Genomic DNA, 20,576 nt, shown 5'->3' with positions numbered 1-20,576 from the left:
CCCGCCGGGGGCCATACGGTTAAACTTTCGCCCGGAGATCCCCCTTAAAACTCGAAGGAAAAACCTCATGCAAGCCCTTGCGGCCATGCCTTTGACCGTGGCGGCGGCGGTTCGCGTCGTCCTGACCGACATCGACGACACGCTGACCACCGAAGGCCGCCTGCCGGCCGACGCCTACGCGGCGCTGGAGCGCCTGGAACAGGCTGGCATCCAGGTCGTGCCCATTACCGGCCGCCCGGCCGGCTGGTGCGACCATATCGCCCGCATGTGGCCGGTGCGCGCCGTGGTGGGGGAAAACGGCGCGTTCTACTACGCCTACGACCGCCAGGCCCGCCGCATGACCACCCATTACTGGACCGGCGCCGCCTCGCGCCAGGCCAGCCGCAAACGCCTGGACGCCATCCGCGACCGCGTGCTGGCCGAGGTGCCCGGCTGCGCGGTGGCCAGCGACCAGGACTACCGCGTGGCCGACCTGGCCATCGACTTCTGCGAAGACGTGCCTGCCCTGCCCGATTCGGCCGTCAGCAAGATCGTCCAGATCTTCCAGGACGCCGGCGCGCAGGCCAAGGTCAGCTCGATCCACGTCAACGGCTGGTTTGGCGACTACGACAAGCTGACCATGACGCGCACGATGTTCCAGCGCGAGTTCGGCCAGGACGTTGCGAATGCGTTGGACAGCACGCTGTTCATCGGCGATTCGCCCAATGACGAACCCATGTTCGCGTACTTTCCGATTTCGGTCGGCGTGGCCAACATCCAGGCGCAATTGCACCGCCTGACGCACCGCCCGGCTTTCGTGGCCGCCTTCCATGGCGGCGCGGGCTTTGTCGAAATGGCCGATCGGCTGCTGGCCGCGCGCCAGGCGGCCGCGCCGTCTTCCCTGCTTTCAGCCTGAGATCCGCGCATCGTGGCCACCTCCAAGACGACCCCCGCCGCACCCGCCAATGACGGCCGCCGCAGCATCCAGTCCATCGAAGTGGGCGTGCCGCTGCTGTCCGCTCTGGTCGATGCCGGCAAGCCGCTGACCCTGCGCGACCTGGCGGCGGGCGCCGGCATGACGTCCGCCAAGGCCCACCCCTACCTGGTCAGCTTCATCCGCGTAGGGCTGGTGCAGCAGGACGCCGTTACCGGCCAGTATGAACTTGGGCCTTTCGCCTTGCAGATGGGGCTGGTCAGCCTGCAACGGCTGGACCCGGTCCGCATCGCCATGCCCGAGATCGCCCGGCTGCAATCGGACATCGGCCACACGCTGGGCATCGCCGTGCTGGGTTCGCATGGCCCCACGATGATCCACATGACCGAAGCCAGCTATCCGGTGCACGTGAACATGCGCAAGGGCACGGTGATGTCCATGCTGCACACCGCCACCGGGCTGGTGTTCGCGGCGTGGTTGCCGCCCAAGGTCAGCGAGCACTACATCGCCCGCGAAGAAGGCGACACGGCCGTCATCGCCAGCGTGCCGCCGCCACGCAAGGCCTCGCGCGCCAACATCGAGGCCCAATTGGCCGACATCCGCGTGCATGGCATGGCGCGCGCGCTGGGCAACCCGCTGCCGGGCGTGGATGCGCTGTCGGTGCCCGTGTTCGACAACACCGGCAACATCGTGCTGGCGCTGACCAGCCTGGGGCCGACCGGCCTGTTCGATGTGTCGTGGGATGGCACGATCGCCCGGCCGCTGCTGGCGTGCGCGCAAGAGATCTCGCGCAAGCTGGGGTATCGGGGCTGATCGGCCAGCCGTCGACGTTCGCAAACAAACGAACATAAAGCGAACAATTCGAACAAAACCCGAAAAGAAAGGCAGGGACTTTCCCAGGTGTGCCTGTCCCCTCTTGTGTGTTTGAATTCAGGAAATATTCAAATTCATCCCCAAGAGGAGACAAACCATGCACGCGATGCGTCTAATGCAAGCGGCCGCCCTGGCCGCATTCGCCGTTGGCGGTTCCGCCGCCCAGGCCGCCGACACCTGCTCGAACCGTGGCGATCTGGACCAGATGTACTGCGACGCCAACAAGGACCTGGTGGCCGACACCCCCAGCGACGCGTCCAAGCTCAAGACCCCGTCCACCCTGGTGTTCACCTACACCCCCGTGGAAGATCCGGCCGTCTACGAAGACATCTTCAAGCCCTTCACCAAGCACCTGTCTGAATGCACCGGCAAGCGCGTCGTGTTCTATCAAGTGCAAAGCAACGCCGCCGAAATCGAAGCCATGCGCTCGGGCCGCCTGCACGTGGGCGGCTTTTCGACGGGCCCCACCGCCTTCGCCGTGAACATCGCCGGCGCAGTGCCGTTCGCCGTCAAGGGCTATGCCGACGGCTTCCAGGGCTACAACCTGATCGTCATCGTCAAGAAAGACAGCCCGTACCAGAAGCTGACCGACCTGAAGGGCAAGAAGCTGGCGCACACCGCGCCGTCGTCGAACTCCGGCCACATGGCGCCGGTGGCCCTGTTCCCCAAGGAAGGCCTGACGCCGGACAAGGACTACAAGGTGGTCTTCTCGGGCAAGCATGACCAGTCCGTCATGGGCGTGAACTCCGGCGACTACGACGCCGCCGCCGTGGCCTCGGACGTGTTCAAGCGCATGGTCGAACGCGGCCAGGTCAAGGAAGCCGACTTCCGCGTCATCTACAAGAGCGAAAAATTCCCCACCTCGTCGTTCGCCTACGCGCATGACCTGGAGCCGAAGTTCCGCGACCAGATGCTCAAGTGCTTCTACGACTACCGCTTCCCGGCGGAAATGTCGAAGGCCTTCGATGGCGCCGACCGCTTCTATCCGGTGACCTACCAGAAAGACTGGGCCATCGTCCGCCAGGTGGCTGAATCGGGTGGCGAAAGCTTCAACCGCGCCGCCTACGACCGCGAATCCGCCAAGAGCAAGAAGTAATCCAGCATGACGACGTCGCTACGCATTTCCGGCCTGGTCAAGGAATACCGGGCCGGCCGGCCGGTTCTCAATGGCATCAACCTTGAAATCGCCGGCCAGGGCCTGACCGCCATCATCGGCCCTTCCGGCACCGGCAAAAGCACGCTGCTGCGCTGCATCAACCGGCTGATCGAACCCACTCAGGGCGAGATCGTGTTGCAGTCCAAGGAAGGCGCCGTGGACCTGGCCCGAGTGCGTGGCGCGTCGCTGCGCCGCGCGCGCCGCCGCATCGGCATGGTGTTCCAGGAATACAACCTGGTCGAACGCCTGACCGTGATGGAAAACCTGCTGACCGGGCGGCTGGGGTACACCTCGGCGCTCAAGGCCTGGATGCGCCGGTTTGAACCCGAGGACATCGAACACGCCTACAAGCTGCTCGATACCGTGGGCCTGGCCGGCTTTGCGGATCAACGCGCCGATGCGCTGTCGGGCGGCCAGCGCCAGCGCGTGGGCATTGCCCGCGCGCTGATGCAGCGCCCCCAGCTGCTGCTGGCCGACGAGCCGACCTCGTCCCTGGATCCCAAGACCTCCGTTGAAATCATGGAGCTGCTGTCCGCACAAGGCAGCGCCACCGGCATCCCCGTCATCGTGAACATCCACGACGTGGAACTGGCGCGCCGCTATGCGACCCGCATCGTCGGCATGTCCGGCGGCCATGTGGTCTACGACGGCGACGGCCAGGGGCTGGACGCCACCATGCTCAAGACCATCTACGGAGGCGAGTCTTGGCTGGAATGACGCACCCCCGGGGCAACCGCCCCTTCGCCATGTCCGGGCGCGCCAAGGCGGGCCTGGTGTTGCTGCTGATCTACACCGTCTATGCGGGCGCGCAGCTGGATTTCAGCTGGGCGCGCTTTGAAACCGGCATGGGACACGCGTCGACCTTTCTTTCGCGCATGTTTCCGCCCAATTTCGAAAAGCCCGCCACCTTGTGGAAGGGCATCGCCGAAAGCCTGGAGATCGCCGTGCTGGCTTCGGTGCTGGGCATTCTGTTCGCCCTGCCCGTCGGCCTGCTGGGCGCGCGCAACATGATGCCCGCCTGGGTCTCGTGGCCGGCTCGCTCGCTGGTGGCGCTGTGCCGCGCGCTGCACCCGGTCATCGTGGCCATCCTGTTCGTCAAGGCCGTGGGCTTTGGCGCGCTGGCGGGCATCCTGGCGCTGACCGTGGCGTCCATCGGCTTTATCGGCAAGCTGTTCACCGAGGCCATCGAAGAGATCTCGCTCAAGCAGGTGGAAGCGGTGCGCGCCAGCGGCGCGTCGTTCGCCAACGTGATCATCTTCGGCGTGCTGCCGCAGGTGTTCGCACGCTTCATCGGCTTTGCCACCTACCAGTTCGACTCGAACCTGCGCAATTCCACCATGGTGGGCATCGTGGGCGCGGGCGGCGTGGGCGGCACGCTGTTCTCGGCCTTCCAGCGCTTTGACTACGACTTCGTCAGCGCCATCCTGCTGACCCTGATCGCCATCATCATGCTGGGCGAAATCATCGCGGGCTTCGTGCGCGCCGTGTTCCTGGACAACCTGGGCTTTGACCGCATCCTGCAAGGCCGCTTCGCCGGCGCGCGCGGCATCGGTTCCGGCAAGCCGCCGGCTGCCCGCAAGGCGGAGGTGGAAGAATGAACGCTCACGCCTCCAGCCTGAACGCGGCCGGCTCGCCGCGCGTGTGGCAGCGCTACAGCATGGGACAGCGGCTGCTGCGCTTTGCGCTGTACCTGCTGGTGGTCGCCGCCATCGCCCAGGCGATACGCGGCGTGGAAGTCATACCGGAGTTCCTGTATGACGCGCCCGAGCAGATGGCCGACCTGTTCCGGCGCATGTGGCCGATCGACTGGGCCTACTACCCGGACGGCGTGCACAACGCGCTGATCGAAACGCTGCACATCGCTACCCTGGGCACCATCCTGTCCGTCTTCATGGCGGTGCCGGTGGGCCTGCTGGCGGCCAATAACCTGACGCCCAGCAAAACCATCAACATGCTGGCGCGCTTGATCCTGGTGTCCAGCCGCTCGGTCAACTCGCTGGTCTGGGCGCTGCTGTTCATCGCCATCTTCGGCCCCGGCGCGCTGGCCGGCACGCTGGCCATCGCGTTCCGCTCGATCGGATTCGTGGGCAAGCTGGTGGGCGAAGCCATCGAGGAAGCGCAGCGCGGGCCCATCGAAGCCGTCACGGCCACGGGCGCCAGCAAGGGGGCGGTGCTCTGGTATGCCTACTGGCCGCAGATCCGTCCGGCTTTCTGGTCCATCGTGCTGCTGCGCTGGGACATCAACGTGCGCGAATCCGCCGTGCTGGGCCTGGTGGGCGCGGGCGGCATCGGCATGGCGCTGGACACTGCGCTGAACCTGTTCCAGTGGGACCGCGTGGCGCTGGTGCTGGCCGCCATCTTCGTGGTGGTCGTGCTGGCAGAAATCATCATTACGCAGGCGCGCAAACGCATTCTGTAGTGCGCGTCCCGCAGTGGCGTTCCCCTGGAAACGCCCCGCTTACGCTTGTCGGTTTCCCCTGACCAGCGCTCCTTGGCGCCGCCTTTGAAAAAAGGCGGCGCTTTTTTCTTCTGGGCGCCGAGCCGGCTTGTTGCGGACTGCGAATGGCGTCTATGCTCGATATGACCGAAATATGAACGGTCATCAAAAACCGCCCCCCGCTTGATTAAGATCTCGGCTTTTGCCGTCGGACACCCACCGCCATGTCGGAACAGGAATTGAAACTGCACGTGCCCGCCGCGACGCGCCAGGCCGTGCAGCAGGAAGTCAAGCAACGCGACGCGACGCGCATCCGTCTGCATGCCATGTACTTCGACACGCCCGAGCGCGAGCTGGCGCGGGCGCGCATCGCCATCCGGCTGCGGCAGGAAGGCCCGGACTGGGTGCAGACCCTGAAGATGCCCGGGGCCAACGCCATCACCCGCATCGAACTGAACCACCCTCGGCCCGGCCCCGTGCTGGATCTGTCCGTCTATGCGGGTACCGAAGTCGAAGAGGCGCTGGCCGCGATCAAGGGTGAACTGGGCCTGCGCTACGAAACCGACGTGCTGCGGCTGCTGCGCAAAGTGCGCACGCGCTACGGCACGGTCGAGCTGGCATACGACACCGGCATCCTGCGCGCGGGCGCGCTGGAACTGCCGATTTCAGAATTGGAATTCGAGCTGGTGTCGGGCCGCCCCGCCGCCATCTTCGCGGTGGCGCGCGGCTGGCAGCAGCGGCACCATCTGGTGCTGGACCCGCGCAGCAAATCCGAGCGCGGCGACGCGCTGGCGCAACTGGCCCACAAGCTTGCCGCCGAAGACGCCAACCCCGGCGACGACCTGCAAGCGCGCCGCGCCGAGGCCATCGCGCAATTCTGGGCGCCCCGCGGCGCTGCCCCGGTCAAGCTGCGCGAAGACATGACCGCGCCGCAAGCGTTGGGCCGGATCGCCGCCGAATGCCTGGACCAGATCGCCCGCAACGCCGCCGTGCTGGCCGAAGTCGATACCGAAGGCGTGTATCAGGCCGGCAACTCCGAACACGTGCACCAGTTGCGCGTGGGCGTGCGCCGGCTGCGTTCGGCCTGGAAGCTGTTCGATGGCTGGGTCGCACCCGTGCCCGAGGCCATTCTGCAAGGGGTACGCACGCACTTTGCCGCCTTTGGCGCGAACCGCGACCAGGACGTGCTGAACGAAACGGTCGCCCCCGCGTTGCTGCGGGCGGGCATGCCGGTGATTCCGATGCAGGCCGCGCCGCCCGAACAGGACGCGCGCGCCATCGCCGCCGGCAAGGCGTTCCAGGCCTGGCTGCTGGACCTGCTGGAATGGAGCCTGGACGTGCCGCCCGCAGCCCCGTCCGGGGCCGCGCCGGCCACCGCCAACGGCACGCCCAGCGACGCCGCGCCGGAACCCGCCATCCGCCTGGAAGGCGGGCTGACCCCCACCAGCATCAAGCCCACCATCATCCCCATGCTGGCCCCCGAGCCCGACCCGCAGCAGTTGCGCAAGCAACTGGCGCGGCGACTACACCGGTGGCACAGCAAGGTGGCGGAACAGGGCACGCGCTTCGCCAAGCTGGACATACCCACGCGCCACGAACTGCGCAAACGGGGCAAACGGCTGCGCTACAGCCTGGCGTTCGCCGAATCGCTGCTGCCGGCGGCCAAACTGAAGGGCTATCGGAAGCTGCTGTCCAACGTGCAGGACGTGCTGGGCGAAATCAACGACCTGGCCGTCGCCAAGGATTACTACGAGTCGTGTACGGCCACGCATCCGCAGGCCTGGTTCGCGCTGGGCTGGATCAGCGCGCGGCTGGACGAACTGGCCGTGGACGCGCAGAAGGCGTTTGACGCGCTGGCAAAGAGCAAGCCGTTCTGGCGCTAGGCGGTCAGGCGGCTGCGCGGTGAGATCGACCGCCCGCCGCGACATCCTCACGGCCCACGCCGCATCAGCGGCCCGACGATGGATAGGTCTGCATGACAGCTGAAAACAACACGGGACGGCGCTGAGGCCGTCCCGTGTTTCCATCCGCCGCAGGCGGAATCAGTCTGCCAGCAACGCGCCGGCGAATTCGTCCGCGACGAAGGGTTGCAGGTCTTCCAGGCTTTCGCCCACGCCAATCCAGTACACCGGAATCGGACGCACGCCCTGGCTGCCCGCCGCCACGGCGGCCAGCGTGCCGCCCTTGGCGGTGCCGTCCAGCTTGGTCACGACCAGGCCGGTCAGGTTGATGGCCGCATCAAAGGCGCGAATCTGCGCCAAGGCGTTCTGGCCGGTGTTGCCGTCCACCACCAACAGCACTTCGTGCGGGGCCGACGCGTCGGCCTTGCCGATGACGCGGCGGATTTTCTTCAATTCTTCCATCAGGTGCAACTGCGTAGGCAAACGACCCGCGGTATCGACCATGACGACGCCCATGCCGCGCGCGCGGCCAGCGTTGACGGCGTCGAAAGCCACGGCGGCCGGGTCGCCGCCGTCCTGCGAAATCACGCTGACGTTGTTGCGGCTGCCCCATTCCACGAGCTGCTCGCGCGCGGCTGCGCGGAAGGTGTCGCCGGCAGCCAGCAGGACGCTGGCGCCCTGGCGCTGGAACGTGTGCGCGAGCTTGCCGATGGAAGTTGTCTTGCCCGCGCCGTTCACGCCGGCAATCATCACGACCAGCGGTTTGGCGCTGGTCAGGTTGAAGCCGCGCTCAAGCGGACGCAGATGATCCGCCAGCAACTGGCGCAGCGCCGTCTTGACCTTGGCCGGGTCTTCGATGCGTTCTTTCTTGACCCGCGCACGCAGCGCGGTCAGGAGCTTCTCGGTGGCCTCCAGGCCCGCATCGGCCATAATGAGCGCCGATTCGAGTTCCTCGAACAGGTTTTCATCGACTTTGACGCCGACGAAAATACCGCCAATGCTCTGCCCCGTGCGCGACAGGCCTTGCTTCAAGCGCGACAGCCAGGAAGCTTTCTTGGGCGCTTCGGGTGCCGGTGCCGGTGCCGGTGCAGTGATCGGCGACGCGGCCGGTGACGGCGCAGGCGCTACGATCGGCGTAGACGGGGCGATGGGCGCGGGCGGGATGGCCGGCGACGCAGTGACCGTGGGCGCCGACATCGGCAGCGGTGCGCGTACCGGTTCCACCGGAGCGGGCGCAGGTTGCGTAGCGACGGCAGCCGTCTGTGCCGACGCCGCACCCGATGCAGCCACCGTCGGCGCAGCGGGCGAAACCGGCGGTGCGATGGGTGGCGTGACCGGCTGCGGGATCGACGGCGCGGCCGGTTGTGCAATCGGTGTCGTGACCGGTTGAGCAGTCGGCGTGACCGGTGACGAGATCGGCGGCGTAGGTGTCTGCGGCATCACCGGCTGCGCGGCAGGCGGTGCAATCGGCGCAGAATACGGCGTGGGCTGCGGGGCGGATTGCGGCGCGGCTTGCGGTGCAACAGACGGCGCGGCGGCGGGATTTACGGCCGGCGCGGTCGGTTCAGGACGCGGCGCGGGCGCCGGGCTTACCGGCGCGGCGACGGGCTCGGTGGGCGCGACTGGGGCGTCCACAACCTCCGGCGGCGGCGCGGGCTGGGCCGGTGCGGCGGGCGGAGGGGTTTTTTTCTTGAAGAAGCGGCTAAACATGGGTAACAAGTATATTCGTATCGTCGGGGGCCAATACAGGCGCACCCCCATCGCCGTTCCCGACGTGGAGACGCTGCGACCCACGCCCGACCGGGTCCGCGAGACGCTGTTCAATTGGTTGAATCATCTTTGGGCGGGCGAATTCGCCGACAAACAGGTGTTGGACCTCTTCGCGGGCAGCGGCGCGCTGGGCTTCGAAGCGGCCTCTCGCGGCGTCGCGCACGTGCAGATGGTCGAACGGGACAAGACCGCTGCGTCCGCGCTGCGGACACTGCGCGACAAGCTCAAAGCCGACATGATACGCATCCATGTGGGCGACGCGATGCAGGTCGCCGAACGGATGGATGCGTCCCGCTTTGACCTCATCCTGTTGGATCCCCCCTTCGGACAGGGTTGGCTGACGCGCCTTTGGCCAATTCTTCCGGGCATCCTGAACGAGCATGGGCTAGTCTACGTCGAGGCGGAAAGCCCCATCGAAGCCCCCGAAGGATTCCAGATCTTGCGGCAGGACAAGGCAGGCGCGGTCCACTACCACCTTCTCGAATTTGCTGCATTGCGGAAATAGATCAATAATCCGAGCTTCGGAGGATGGTGAACACCACTAATAACGGTACGGAGCTCGCATGATCATCGCTGTATATCCCGGCACTTTCGACCCGCTGACCCGGGGCCACGAAGACCTGGTCCGCCGTGCGGCCACGCTTTTCGACAAGGTCGTGGTGGGCATCGCCCACAGCCGCAACAAAAAGCCTTTCTTCAGCATCGACGAACGCGTGGAAATCGCGCGCGAAGTGCTGGGCCACTATCCCAACGTGGAAGTGCAAAGCTTTGGCGGTCTTTTGAAGGACTTCGTGCGCGACCAAGGCGGTCGCGTCATCGTGCGTGGCCTGCGCGCCGTGTCCGATTTCGAATATGAATTCCAGATGGCCGGCATGAACCGCCATCTGCTGCCCGACGTGGAAACGCTGTTCATGACGCCGTCGGATCAATACCAATTCATCTCGGGCACGATCGTGCGCGAAATCGCCCAGCTGGGCGGCGACGTCAGCAAGTTCGTGTTCCCGTCCGTGGAACGCTGGTTGCAGGAAAAAGCCAAGGAGCGCCGCGAGCAATCCTGGCCGGGCTGATCCACCGTCCTGGCACCATCCCGAAGGGCGCGATTCGCGCCCTTCTTGCGCTGGGCGGCCCGGCGCTACAATGGCATCCGCTCCCGGCTTTACACCGCTGCCCACCATGGCCCTGCTCATCACCGAAGAATGCATCAATTGCGACGTTTGCGAGCCCCAGTGCCCGAACGACGCGATCTCCATGGGTGATGACTATTACGTCATCGACCCCGACAAATGCACCGAGTGCGTCGGCCATCACGACGAACCGCAGTGCAAGGTGGTGTGCCCGGTAGAGTGCATTGAACTGCATCCTCAGTGGAACGAAGGCCAGGAACAGCTCATGGCCAAGTACCGCCGCCTGACCGGTGCCGCATGAGCGACGCGACACAGCCTGGCATCACCCTCCCCTCCGATTCCCACCACGCCCGCCGCGATATTTCCGCGTCAGCGATTGCCGCTGGCGTGGTTGCCGTGCTGGTCAGCTTCGGCGGCACCGCCGTGCTCATGGTGCAGGCTGGCCACGCCGCCGGCCTGGACGCCGCGCGCATCGGATCGTGGATCGGATCATTGAGCCTGGCATTCGGGCTGGGCGGCGCGTTCTACAGCCTGCGCACGGGGCTGCCTATCGTCATGGCGTGGTCCACGCCCGGCGCGGCGCTGCTGGTCACCGCGCTGGTCGGCGTGCCGTTCAACGAAGCCATCGGCGCCTACATCCTGGCGGCAGGCTTGACGCTGGCCTGCGGCCTGTTCGGCTGGATCGATCCCATCCTGCGCCGCATTCCCGGAGAAATCGCCGCCGCCATGCTGGCCGGCGTGCTGCTCAACTTCGGCATGGGCATCTTCAGCAACGTCGCGCGTCAGCCGGGCCTGGTGCTGGCCATGTGCGTCACCTATCTGTTGTGCCGTCGCTGGGCCCCGCGCTACGCGGTGCTGCTGGTGATGGTCGTCGCCATCGCGCTGGCGTTCGCGCTGGACCTGATCCAGCTGAATCTGCTGGACTGGAGCCTGACGCAATTCGTCTGGACGACGCCCGAGTTCAGCGCGCAGGCGGCGGTCAGCCTGGGCATCCCCTTGTTCGTGGTCGCCATGGCGTCGCAGAACCTGCCCGGCCTGGCCATCCTGCAAGCGGCCGGCTATCGGCCTCCGGCATCGCGCATCGTGGCCGCCACCGGCTTGCTGGGGCTGCTGGCCGCGCCATTCGGTGCGCACAGCGTCACCATGGGCGCCATCAGCGCCGCCATCTGCACCGGCCCCGAAGCCCATCCAGACCCCGCCAAGCGCTACATTGCGGCGGCCACCTACGGCCTGGGCTATGTGGCCTTGAGCGTCGTGGCCGGCGCCGTGGCCGTGTTCTTCCAGGCCTTGCCGGCCGCCCTGCTGGCAGCGCTCGCCGGGCTGGCGCTGCTGGGCACCATCATGGGCGGCATGTCCGCAGCCATGGTCAACCCGCAACGGCGCGAAGCCGCGCTCATCACCTTGCTGGCGACCGCGTCGGGCTTCAGCTTCTGGGGCATTGGTTCGGCCTTCTGGGGCTTGGTCGCGGGCCTGCTGGCCCACGCCGCGTTCGAGCTCAGGCGGCGCAAGTAAGCAAACGGCGCCAACAGGCGCCGTCGTCAATCACCGCAAATCGCCACGCGTCATTCCGGCCAGGCGGCCACGGGCGTGTCGGGGTGTACCTTCATGATCCGGCAAGGCACCTGCACGAAATTCGAGATCCAGGCTGCCGCCAGTTCGCCTTCATCGATCACGTCGATGGTCTGCTCGCCGACTTTCATGCTGTAGCGCACGCTGTCGTCGTCTTCGATGACGTCCAGCGGAATGTCCATGCGCAGCATGCCCGGGGCGGTCAGCACCAGATAACCCAGACGCAGCTGTACCGACACGTCGGCCAGCCGGGGGCACAGTTCCCGATTCAACCACTGGCCCGAATCGTTGGCGATGAGCCATTGACGGTGATACGCGGCGGCGTCGGGCTGCGCCGTGACGCCGCATTGTGCGATGGGCTGGAAGCTGTCGGTACTCATTTGCCTAGCAGTCCTTTCAGGGCCTTATCCACCGCCGCGCCGTTGCCGCCCTTGCCCGTGACGGCGTCGCGCAGCTTGTTTTCCAGGCTGCGCTTGAGGATGCCGCCGATGGCGTCTTTCCACAGCAGCGTGTACGTGGGCTTGTCGAAGGGACCTTTCACCTGCACGGGGATGGTCACGTCTTTCAGGTCGATCAATTCCTGGCCATCGGGGTTGGCGGCCGGGTTGACGACGCGAGCGCGCACCACCAGGTCCAGCTCGCTCTTGACGAAGTCGATGTTGGCCGGATCCCCTTGCGTCACGCGCAGCAGCGGCGACACGATGTTCAGGCGCTTGACCGCCGCCACGCCCTTGGTGAAGGCCAGGTCCGCGTCCATTTCCGAAAACTCGGTCTGCTTGCTGGTGTCGGCGGGCACGGTTTCGTCTTGCGATTCCGGCTTGAACGCCGCCTTCAGTTCGCGCAGCGTCTGGGTCAGGTTGATGCCCTTGACCGCGCCATCGCGCAGGCGCACCTGCAACGTGCCGCCCAAACCGCTCTTCATGGCATAGGCGTTGGCGCCAGCCGTCTTCAAGTCCAGCGCCAGGCTGCCGGTGCCGCTGAGGACGTTGCGGTTGGCCAGATCCATCAGCAAGGGTTCGATGGCGATCCCCGCCAGCGACATCTTGCTTGCCACCTGATTGCCTTGCGCGGCATCAACCGACAGCGCACCCGCCAGCTTGCCGCCGTACAGACCGGCGGTAAGACTGGAAATTTCGAGCTTGCCCTTGTCCAGCTTGACCACGGCAGCCACTTCATCCGCCTTCAAGCCGCGCACCACCAGCTTGCCGACCTTCAACGTGCCATTGACGCTGGGGCCCACCAGCGCCGACAGATCGATGGTGTCGTCAACGGGTGCCGCGGGCGCGGGCGGAGCAGCCGGCTTGGAATCGTCCTTCTTGCCATCGGCGGGCGGCTTGGCGGGCGCCGCCGCGATGGGCGGCACCAGCTTGTCCAGGTCCAGCGTATCCACGGCCAGCGCGAACTTCACGATCGGGGTCTGCGACAGCTTGGTGATGTCGGCGCTCAGGTCGAACTTGCCGCCTTCCAGCACGGCGTTGATCTTGCTGCTGGCCTGGTCCTTGAGCAAATCGGCGTTCAGGCTGCCAATCACCGGAATCTGCAAGCTGCCCTTGGGCAAGCCCGGGTCGGTGATGTTGACGTCGCCACGAAGCGCGGACAGGCCGCCGCTGCGTTGCAGCAGGTTCAGGCTCAATGGCGACGCGAAGTTCAGCTTCACGACGCGATCGCCGTTCTTGGAGGTGCTGTCCAGCTTGGCTTCCTTGATGTCCAGCTCGACGGCGTTGCCGCTGATGCCGTTCAAACCGAAGCTGGCGTCCAGGCCGCTGATGCGCACGCGCCCGGTCAGCGCTTCGCCGGTGGCCGACGTGGGAGAGATGTTCAGCGCCGGTGCGTCCACGGCAAATTCAAACGGGCCGTCCGCCGAACCGCCCTTGGCGCGCACGGCCAGCTTTTCGATTTGCAGCTGGCTCTTGTGCGGGTCGATGGACAGCTTGGGCATGGCCACGCTGGCTTCCACGCCGGTCGCGCGCGCGGCGGGATCGGTGATGTCGCCCTGGAAAACCACTTCCAGGCCCGCCACATCCAGCGCGGACTTCTGGCCATTGAACGCCAGGTTGCCGCGCACCGCCAGGCTCTTGGCCTCGGCGCCGGGCAGCTTGCCGTCCATGCGCAGGTCCAGCTTTTGCGCGGCATAGCGCTTGGCGGACGGGTCCAGCGTCAACAGGGCTTGCCCGGTCAGGTTGGCGTCCACGCGCGGGTTGCCGCCTTCGACGCGGGCCGTCAGGCGCACATCAAAAGGCTGGTTGAACGTGACGCGGCCGGTGTTGGCATTGATCTTGGTGACCGCCACCGCCATGCCGGAAATCGCGTCCTGCAACTGCACTTCGCCGTCCTTCAGATCCAGGCCGGCGATGTCGATCTGCATGTTGTTACGCGAGGCCGGCAGCGTGCCGCTGGTAATGGCCTGGGCGGCGGTCTGGGCCGCGCCCACCAGGGCTTCGGCCGGGCTGGCCGGCGCCGCGGTGGTGGTCGATGCGCCACCCACCAGATTGCTGAAGTTGAACTGGCCGTCTTTGCCCCGCACCACGCGCGCCTTCAGGCCGCTGATGGCGACGTGATCGACCACGAAACTATTGGACAGCAACGGCCAGACGGCAACCGCCAGGCGCGTGCTTTCAATAGAGGCGAAGGTGTCGGGGCTGTTGGGCTCGGACAGCGACACACCCTGCACGGACAGGCCGATACGCGGAAAGAGCGATAGCTCGATCTCGCCGTCGATGGTGAGTGTGCGGTGATAGCGTTCCTGCACAAGCTCTTCCAGCTTGTACTTGTACGCGTTGGGGTCGAATGTCAGCAAGAAGATGGCCAGGCCAACGACGGCCACGACAACCAACACAACCAGGCCTATCAAAATGCGCTTGAACCACGTTTTCATTGCTGCCCCGTCGGTACCTCGACTGGAAATTCTTGGATGCCGCCCACCGCGCGACGCGCGGGGATGGTGCTGTAGCGGCGGAAATTCCACGCGCCAAATGGAGCTGTCTGCCTTTCAGGACGAGTCCACTCTCCTGCCGAAAGCTTGCGGCTGCGGCGTCTGGAGGGAGGGTCTACCAAGGAAGGCTTACTGAAGACGTTGAAAACACCAACGTGCAGATTTCGCTATCGTAACAAATCGGGCCGGCTTCGCGCGCACTTGTCAGACCATGACACTAAAAACGCTTCCAGTCACGGAAGCGACAAGTCAATTTCCATCCCGACCGAGCCGCATAGCTGACAACTTTCTGTCCGGCGGATTGTAGGACTAGAATGATTGATCTATCAATCATTGATGCATCCAACAATGCCCGCCCCCACTCCCAGCACCCCGCATTCGCCCGGCCAGGTGCTTCCCTTCCGGCAAACTTTGCTGGCCATGCTGGGCATGTGTTTCGTCATGATGATGGTCGCCATCGACCAGACTGTCGTGGGCACCGCCCTGCCCACCATCGTGGCCGAGTTGAAAGGCTTCGAGCTGTACGCATGGGTCGCGACGTCGTACCTGCTGACCTCGGTCATCACGGTGCCGATCTTCGGCCGGCTGGGCGACTACTACGGCCGCAAGCCCTTCGTGGTGGCTGCCATCGTCCTGTTCACGCTGGCCTCGGCGCTGTGCGGCGCGGCCGACAGCATGCTGACGCTGGTGCTGGCGCGGGCCTTGCAGGGCATCGGCGGCGGCATGCTGGTGGGCACCGCATTCGCGTCGATCCCGGATCTGTTTCCCGATCCCCATGTGCGCCTGCGCTGGCAGGTCATGCTCAGTTCCGCCTTCGGCATCGCCAACGCCGTCGGTCCCACGCTGGGCGGCGCGCTGACCGAACACTACGGCTGGCGGTCGGTGTTCTATGTGAACCTGCCCATCGGCATCCTGGGCCTGTGGTTCGTTTCCCGCTACCTGCCGCACCTGCGCAACCATACGTCGGGCAAAGTGCGCCTGGACTGGCAAGGCGCGCTGTTGATCGCGGTGGCGCTGGGCACCCTGCAACTGCTCGTCGAACTGCTGCCCAAGGAAGGCGTCAGCGGCCCCATCGTGCTGCTGGGCGCGGGCAGCATCGCCGCGTTCGTCCTGCTGATCTGGTGGGAAAAGCGTTGCCCGCATCCCCTCTTGCCGCTGGACATGTTCCGCAACCGGGGCCTGGCCACGCTGTTCACGCTGGCGCTGCTGGTGGGCGTGACGATGTATTCGCTGCTGTTCTACGCGCCCCTGCTGCTGCAAGGCGGCTTTGGCCTGTCGCCGCAAGACGCCGGCCTGCTGATCACGCCGATGGTCGTCTTCATCACCGTGGGCAGCATCATCAACGGCCGCATCATCACGCGCATCCGCAACCCGAACCGCATGCTGTACGCGGGCTTTGTGCTGATGGCGCTGTCGTGCCTGGGCATCGTCACGACGCACAACACCACGCCTCATGCGCTGATCGCCGCGTACATGCTGATGGCCGGGCTGGGCATGGGTTTCATCATGCCCAACCTGACCGTGTTCGCGCAGCAGACCGCCGGACGCACGCACCTGGGCATCGCCACGGCGCTGTTGCAGTCGCTGCGCATGATTGGCGGCATGCTGGGCACGGCGGTCGTCGGCACCATGGTCAGCCACAGCTATTTCAGCGGCGTCGAGTCCACGCTGCGCGGCGCGTCGGCGCAATGGCTGCCGGAATTGAACGATCCGCAGATGCTGGTCAACCCGGCGGCGCAGACTCAGTTCCTGGCACAATTGGCGCATCAAGGCCAGGACGGTACGTCGCTGATCGAGATCGCGCGAGTCGCGCTGGTGGGCGCCATCCATGAAGGCCAGCTCATCGCACTGGCCGTCGCCATCTTCGCAATCTGGTGCGTGCGACGCGTGCCGCTGGTGCAATTGGCTCGCCCGACGAAGGCGGAGCCGGCTGGCGTCGGAGAATAGGTTTGCCCAGACAACAACAAGGACTGCAAGTCATCCAGCACATGGGGCAGACGTATCGCGTCATGCAAAGCGCATTCAGCAGCAAAGTGGGCCACGCCCTGCCCCGCTGGCGCATCCTGCTGGCGCTGCACGAAAACGGCCAATGTTCGCAAAAGCACCTGGCCGAACGTTGCCGTCTCGACCCCGCCTCACTGACCCGCCAATTGCAGGCCATGCAGAAAATGGGCTGGATCTCGCGCGCCGTGGATGCGCAGGACAACCGCCTGACCAACGCTACGCTGACCGCCGCAGGACAGGCCGTGGTCAATGAAGCGCTGCCCAAGCGGGCGGCGTTTTTCGAGGAAGCGTTGAAGGGATTGAGCGCGTCGGACGTGGATACGCTGAACCGGGTGTTGAGCGTGCTGGAATCGAATTTCCTGCGGGCGGCGGGAGATAGCGAGGGGTGAGGGGCTGTCGCCGCCTGTGCGATGGTCGACTACCTATTTACGGCCGCCAAAAACAAATCGCCGCGCAATGCGCGGCGATTTGTTTGATACGTCGAGAACCGTCGAAGGCCTTAGACGTTGAACAAGAAGTTCATCACATCGCCATCCTGCACGATGTATTCCTTGCCTTCCGCGCGCATCTTGCCCGCTTCTTTCGCGCCTTGTTCGCCCTTGTACGTGATGAAGTCTTCGTAGGCGATGGTCTGCGCGCGGATGAAGCCGCGTTCGAAGTCGGTGTGGATGACGCCAGCCGCTTGCGGGGCAGTGGCGCCGATCGGCACCGTCCAGGCGCGCACTTCCTTCACGCCAGCGGTGAAGTAGGTTTGCAGGCCCAGCAGCTTGAAGGCCGCGCGGATCAGGCGGTTCAGGCCCGGCTCTTCCATGCCCATGTCGGACAGGAAAGCCTGGCGGTCGGCGTCGTCCAGGTCAACGATTTCGGATTCGATGGCGGCGCAGATGGCGACGACCGGCGCGTTACGCGCGGCGGCGAATTCGGTCAGGCGGTCCAGCAGCGGGTTGTTGGTGAAGCCGTCATCCGCGACGTTGCCCACGTACATCGCGCGCTTGGCCGTGATGAAGCACAGCTGGGCGATGTCGACGTGTTCTTCCGGCGTCAGGTCCAGCGCGCGGATCGGCTTGGCTTCGTTCAGTTGGGCGATGCACTTTTCCAGCACGGCCACGATGCGCTGCGATTCTTTGTCGCCGGAACGCGCGGTCTTCTGATGACGCAGCAAAGCCTTTTCGGCGGTTTGCAGGTCGGCCAGCGCCAATTCGGTTTCGATGACTTCGATGTCGGCGATGGGGTCAACCTTGCCGGCCACGTGGATAACGTTGGGATCTTCGAAGCAGCGCACCACGTTCACGATGGCGTCCGTCTCGCGGATGTGCGACAGGAACTGGTTGCCCAGGCCTTCGCCCTTGCTTGCGCCGGCGACCAGACCCGCGATGTCGACGAATTCGACGGTGGCGGACAGGATGCGTTCGGGCTTGACGATTTCAGCCAGCTTTTGCAGACGCGGATCCGGCACTTCGACCACACCGACGTTGGGCTCGATGGTGCAGAACGGATAGTTCTCGGCGGCGATGCCGGCGCGGGTCAAAGCATTGAAGAGAGTCGATTTGCCAACGTTGGGCAGGCCGACGATGCCGCATTGCAGAGCCATGGGAATCCTGTGTAAGTACGGTATTGATCGTTAACGTTCTAGTTTACCCCGGGTGGGCCCCAAGGCTCTTGCGTGGTGGCGGCGCGATACGGCCCCGCTAATTGGCGATGGACGGCGCCCAGCGCATGACGGCCCAGATCATCAAAATGGGGCCGGCGTTGAACGTCGCATGCAGCAGGATCGCCGCGCCGATGCCCCGGCGCACGCGCATCCAGCTCAACACCAGGCCCGTCAGCCATTGCGGCAGCACCAGCAACGGCATCAGCCAGTAAGGTGTCTTGCTGTAGACGAAATTGGTCAGGTGCACCGCTGCGAACGTCAGCGCGGCCAGGTGGAACACCAGTCCGAAGTGCTTCAGATAGTAGCGTCGCCACGTCGTGTCCCAGCCAGTGAGCATCGTCGCGCGTTGGCGCACACCCCAGCACGCGAGAATCACGAAGGCGGCCAAGAGCAGCCCCGTCCACAACTTCGGGCCATACAGCACGACGGGCATCAGCGCCGGCACCAGCCACAGCGCCTGCAACGGTCGGCGCAGTCCGTATCGGAATAGCATCTCTTCGACCAGCGGCGCCCATATCACCGCCGTCAGCCACGGCAGGTTGGTCGGATCGATGCGGTGGGTGGCGCCGCCCAGGCCTGCGGCCATCACGGCCACCGGCCCCAGCGCAAACAGATTCAACGCCCACAGCAGCCCCGCCCAGGCCAACAACCGGCCGGGGCGGATGCCCGGCCACCAATCGGCCAGCAAGCCATCGCCCGCCGCGCGCCCCGCCACGCGCGAGACCGGTCGCGGACGGCGTATGTAGCGCCAGAAATCCACGACTTCCGTTCGGAAACGCGTTTTGCCGGTGGGCGTGGACTGCGGGCCGCTGCTCATGCCGCGACGTTGCCGCTGTGCAATTGACGCGTGGCCAGGGCGAAGTCGCCCGCCAGCATCGCCGGCACCACGGCGCGGCAGCGGTCGATGACGGCTTCGATTTCCTTTTGCTCTTCGCGGCGCGGCGGATGCAGGACAAAGTCCGCCACCTGCTGGGCCAGGCCCAACGTGCGCGGATGGCCGATGCCGATACGCAGCCTCCAGAAATTGGGGCTGCCCAACACGGCCTGGATGTCCTTCAGGCCGTTGTGGCCCGCGTGGCCGCCGCCCTGCTTGAGCTTGACCTGGCCCGGCAGCAGATCCAGTTCGTCATGCAGCACCAGCACCTGTTCGGGCGCCAGCTTGTAGAAGCGCGCCAACGCACCGACCGCCTGGCCGGATTTGTTCATATAGGTGATGGGTTTGAGCAGCAGCACGTTGTCCGCCCCGAGGCGCGACTTGGCGACCATGCCAAAAAAAGATTTCTCAAGCGCAAAAGAAGTGCGCAGATCGTCCGCCAGATGGTCGGCCAGCCAGAAGCCGGCATTGTGCCGAGTGGTTTCGTAGTCGGGACCGGGATTACCCAATCCCACAATGAGGCGTATGGGAATAGACATGATGGAGGGTGTTTAAACCAAAAAACCCTGCGCATGCAAATGCACACGCAGGGTTTCGGCACTAGCCGCGGAAAGCCCGAAGGCTTTCCAGCAAGACTTAGGCAGCCGGAGCAGCTTCGGCTTCGTCGTCGGCAGCGGCAGCGCCGCCCTTGACGATGGCGGCAGCCAGCAGCGGGTTGTCTTCACCGCCGTGGGGCACGTACGTCACGCCCATGGGCAGCTTGATGTCGGCCAGGTGGATCGAAGCGCCAGCCAGGATGTTGGCCAGGTCGACTTCGATGAACTGGGGCAGAGCCTTCGGCAGGCAGGTGATTTCCAGTTCGGTCGTCACGTGGCTGATCATGGCGCCGGCCAGCTTCACAGCGGGCGAGATCTCGGCGTTCACGAAGTGCAGCGGCACCTTGGTGCGCAGAGCCTGGTTGGCGTCAACGCGCTGGAAGTCCACGTGCAGGACTTGCGGCTTGTAGGCGTGCCATTGAACCGAACGCAACAGAACTTGTTCATCCTTCGAGCCTTCGAGCTGCATTTGCAGGATCGATGCGTGGAATTCTTCCTTACGCAGGGCGTGATAGATCTCGTTGTGGTCGAGTTCGATGTTCAGGGGGGCAGCCGTACCACCATAGACAATGGCGGGAACGCGGCCCGCGCGGCGCAGGCGGCGGCTCGCACTCGAACCCTGGACGCTACGCGCAGTGGCGATGAATTTCATGGAAAACTCCAAAAGCAAAATAAGGTGAAGAGACTTCACCTGTTAACGCACGGCGCGCAACATGCGCGCCGTGTTGATTGCCCCTTGCCGCGACCAGCAAGGTGCAAAAACCAAATTGGGCTGT

Annotated in this window: 20 protein-coding genes; 13 read left to right on the top strand and 7 right to left on the bottom strand. The window is 65.2% G+C overall.

Annotation, left to right across the window (positions count from 1 at the left end):
* Positions 1–67 precede the first annotated feature (67 nt).
* The 7 genes from API01S_RS14510 to API01S_RS14480 all read left to right on the top strand — a co-directional run bounded on the left by API01S_RS14510 (position 68) and on the right by API01S_RS14480 (position 7,262).
* Entirely contained in the window at positions 68–895 is an 828-nt protein-coding gene (locus API01S_RS14510; protein WP_050729511.1) for an HAD-IIB family hydrolase, read from the top strand.
* A 12-nt stretch (positions 896–907) separates the two neighbouring features.
* The gene (locus API01S_RS14505; protein WP_050729512.1) at positions 908–1,726 is read left to right on the top strand and encodes an IclR family transcriptional regulator; all 819 of its coding nucleotides are present in this window, start codon (positions 908–910) and stop codon (positions 1,724–1,726) included.
* A 157-nt stretch (positions 1,727–1,883) separates the two neighbouring features.
* Positions 1,884–2,882, top strand: coding sequence for a phosphate/phosphite/phosphonate ABC transporter substrate-binding protein (gene phnD, locus API01S_RS14500; RefSeq protein WP_006221651.1), 999 nt, complete (start codon positions 1,884–1,886; stop codon positions 2,880–2,882).
* Positions 2,883–2,888: 6 nt separating this feature from the next.
* Positions 2,889–3,659, top strand: coding sequence for a phosphonate ABC transporter ATP-binding protein (gene phnC / locus API01S_RS14495; protein WP_006221652.1), 771 nt, complete (start codon positions 2,889–2,891; stop codon positions 3,657–3,659).
* Positions 3,656–4,540, top strand: coding sequence for a phosphonate ABC transporter, permease protein PhnE (phnE, locus tag API01S_RS14490; RefSeq protein ID WP_050729513.1), 885 nt, complete (start codon positions 3,656–3,658; stop codon positions 4,538–4,540). Before phnC ends, phnE (API01S_RS14490) begins: the two co-directional genes overlap by 4 nt.
* Positions 4,537–5,361, top strand: a complete 825-nt coding sequence (gene phnE, locus API01S_RS14485; protein WP_050729514.1) for a phosphonate ABC transporter, permease protein PhnE — start codon at positions 4,537–4,539, stop codon at positions 5,359–5,361. Before phnE (API01S_RS14490) ends, phnE (API01S_RS14485) begins: the two co-directional genes overlap by 4 nt.
* 242 nt (positions 5,362–5,603) lie before the next feature.
* Positions 5,604–7,262, top strand: a complete 1,659-nt coding sequence (locus API01S_RS14480; protein ID WP_050729515.1) for a CYTH and CHAD domain-containing protein — start codon at positions 5,604–5,606, stop codon at positions 7,260–7,262.
* A 159-nt stretch (positions 7,263–7,421) separates the two neighbouring features.
* Here the strand turns inward: API01S_RS14480 and ftsY are convergent, their stop codons facing one another.
* On the bottom strand, positions 7,422–8,477 hold the full coding sequence (ftsY, locus tag API01S_RS14475) for a signal recognition particle-docking protein FtsY (protein ID WP_231689431.1): 1,056 nt from the start codon (positions 8,475–8,477) through the stop codon (positions 7,422–7,424).
* A 511-nt stretch (positions 8,478–8,988) separates the two neighbouring features.
* Between ftsY and rsmD the strand changes: the two genes are divergently transcribed.
* From rsmD to API01S_RS14455, 4 genes are all read left to right on the top strand, one after another.
* A complete protein-coding gene (rsmD, locus tag API01S_RS14470; RefSeq protein WP_039883614.1) occupies positions 8,989–9,555 on the top strand; it encodes a 16S rRNA (guanine(966)-N(2))-methyltransferase RsmD in 567 nt (188 codons plus the stop codon).
* Between the two features lie 58 nt (positions 9,556–9,613).
* Positions 9,614–10,117 carry a pantetheine-phosphate adenylyltransferase gene (gene coaD / locus API01S_RS14465; protein ID WP_006221658.1) on the top strand — a complete coding sequence of 168 codons (504 nt, stop codon included), beginning with the start codon at positions 9,614–9,616 and terminating at the stop codon, positions 10,115–10,117.
* Between the two features lie 106 nt (positions 10,118–10,223).
* On the top strand, positions 10,224–10,475 hold the full coding sequence (locus API01S_RS14460; RefSeq protein WP_006221659.1) for a YfhL family 4Fe-4S dicluster ferredoxin: 252 nt from the start codon (positions 10,224–10,226) through the stop codon (positions 10,473–10,475).
* Entirely contained in the window at positions 10,472–11,686 is a 1,215-nt protein-coding gene (locus API01S_RS14455) for a benzoate/H(+) symporter BenE family transporter (RefSeq protein ID WP_061304966.1), read from the top strand. Before API01S_RS14460 ends, API01S_RS14455 begins: the two co-directional genes overlap by 4 nt.
* A 50-nt stretch (positions 11,687–11,736) precedes the next feature.
* Here API01S_RS14455 and API01S_RS14450 read toward each other — a convergent pair whose 3' ends face one another.
* Positions 11,737–12,123: an MOSC N-terminal beta barrel domain-containing protein gene (locus tag API01S_RS14450; RefSeq protein ID WP_006221661.1), complete on the bottom strand. Its 387-nt coding sequence runs from the start codon at positions 12,121–12,123 to the stop codon at positions 11,737–11,739.
* Entirely contained in the window at positions 12,120–14,618 is a 2,499-nt protein-coding gene (locus API01S_RS14445) for an AsmA family protein (protein WP_050729517.1), read from the bottom strand. The genes API01S_RS14450 and API01S_RS14445 overlap by 4 nt, the downstream gene beginning before the upstream one ends.
* 405 nt (positions 14,619–15,023) lie before the next feature.
* Here API01S_RS14445 and API01S_RS14440 point away from each other — a divergent pair, with 405 nt between their 5' ends.
* Positions 15,024–16,622: an MDR family MFS transporter gene (locus API01S_RS14440; protein WP_050729518.1), complete on the top strand. Its 1,599-nt coding sequence runs from the start codon at positions 15,024–15,026 to the stop codon at positions 16,620–16,622.
* A gap of 2 nt (positions 16,623–16,624) precedes the next feature.
* Positions 16,625–17,068, top strand: a complete 444-nt coding sequence (locus API01S_RS14435; RefSeq protein ID WP_006221664.1) for a MarR family winged helix-turn-helix transcriptional regulator — start codon at positions 16,625–16,627, stop codon at positions 17,066–17,068.
* Between the two features lie 110 nt (positions 17,069–17,178).
* Here the strand turns inward: API01S_RS14435 and ychF are convergent, their stop codons facing one another.
* The 4 genes from ychF to API01S_RS14415 form a co-directional block, all read right to left on the bottom strand.
* Positions 17,179–18,270, bottom strand: coding sequence for a redox-regulated ATPase YchF (ychF, locus tag API01S_RS14430; protein ID WP_006221665.1), 1,092 nt, complete (start codon positions 18,268–18,270; stop codon positions 17,179–17,181).
* Between the two features lie 97 nt (positions 18,271–18,367).
* Positions 18,368–19,147: a CPBP family glutamic-type intramembrane protease gene (locus tag API01S_RS14425; protein WP_050729519.1), complete on the bottom strand. Its 780-nt coding sequence runs from the start codon at positions 19,145–19,147 to the stop codon at positions 18,368–18,370.
* On the bottom strand, positions 19,144–19,743 hold the full coding sequence (gene pth, locus API01S_RS14420; RefSeq protein WP_050729520.1) for an aminoacyl-tRNA hydrolase: 600 nt from the start codon (positions 19,741–19,743) through the stop codon (positions 19,144–19,146). The genes API01S_RS14425 and pth overlap by 4 nt, the downstream gene beginning before the upstream one ends.
* Before the next feature lie 97 nt (positions 19,744–19,840).
* Positions 19,841–20,452: a 50S ribosomal protein L25/general stress protein Ctc gene (locus tag API01S_RS14415; protein ID WP_039883615.1), complete on the bottom strand. Its 612-nt coding sequence runs from the start codon at positions 20,450–20,452 to the stop codon at positions 19,841–19,843.
* Positions 20,453–20,576 lie beyond the last annotated feature (124 nt).

It is taken from the genome of Achromobacter piechaudii NBRC 102461, assembly GCF_001571245.1.
GTDB classification, from domain to species: Bacteria; Pseudomonadota; Gammaproteobacteria; order Burkholderiales; family Burkholderiaceae_B; genus Achromobacter; species Achromobacter piechaudii.
This window is presented reverse-complemented; position numbering and strand designations above follow the sequence as displayed.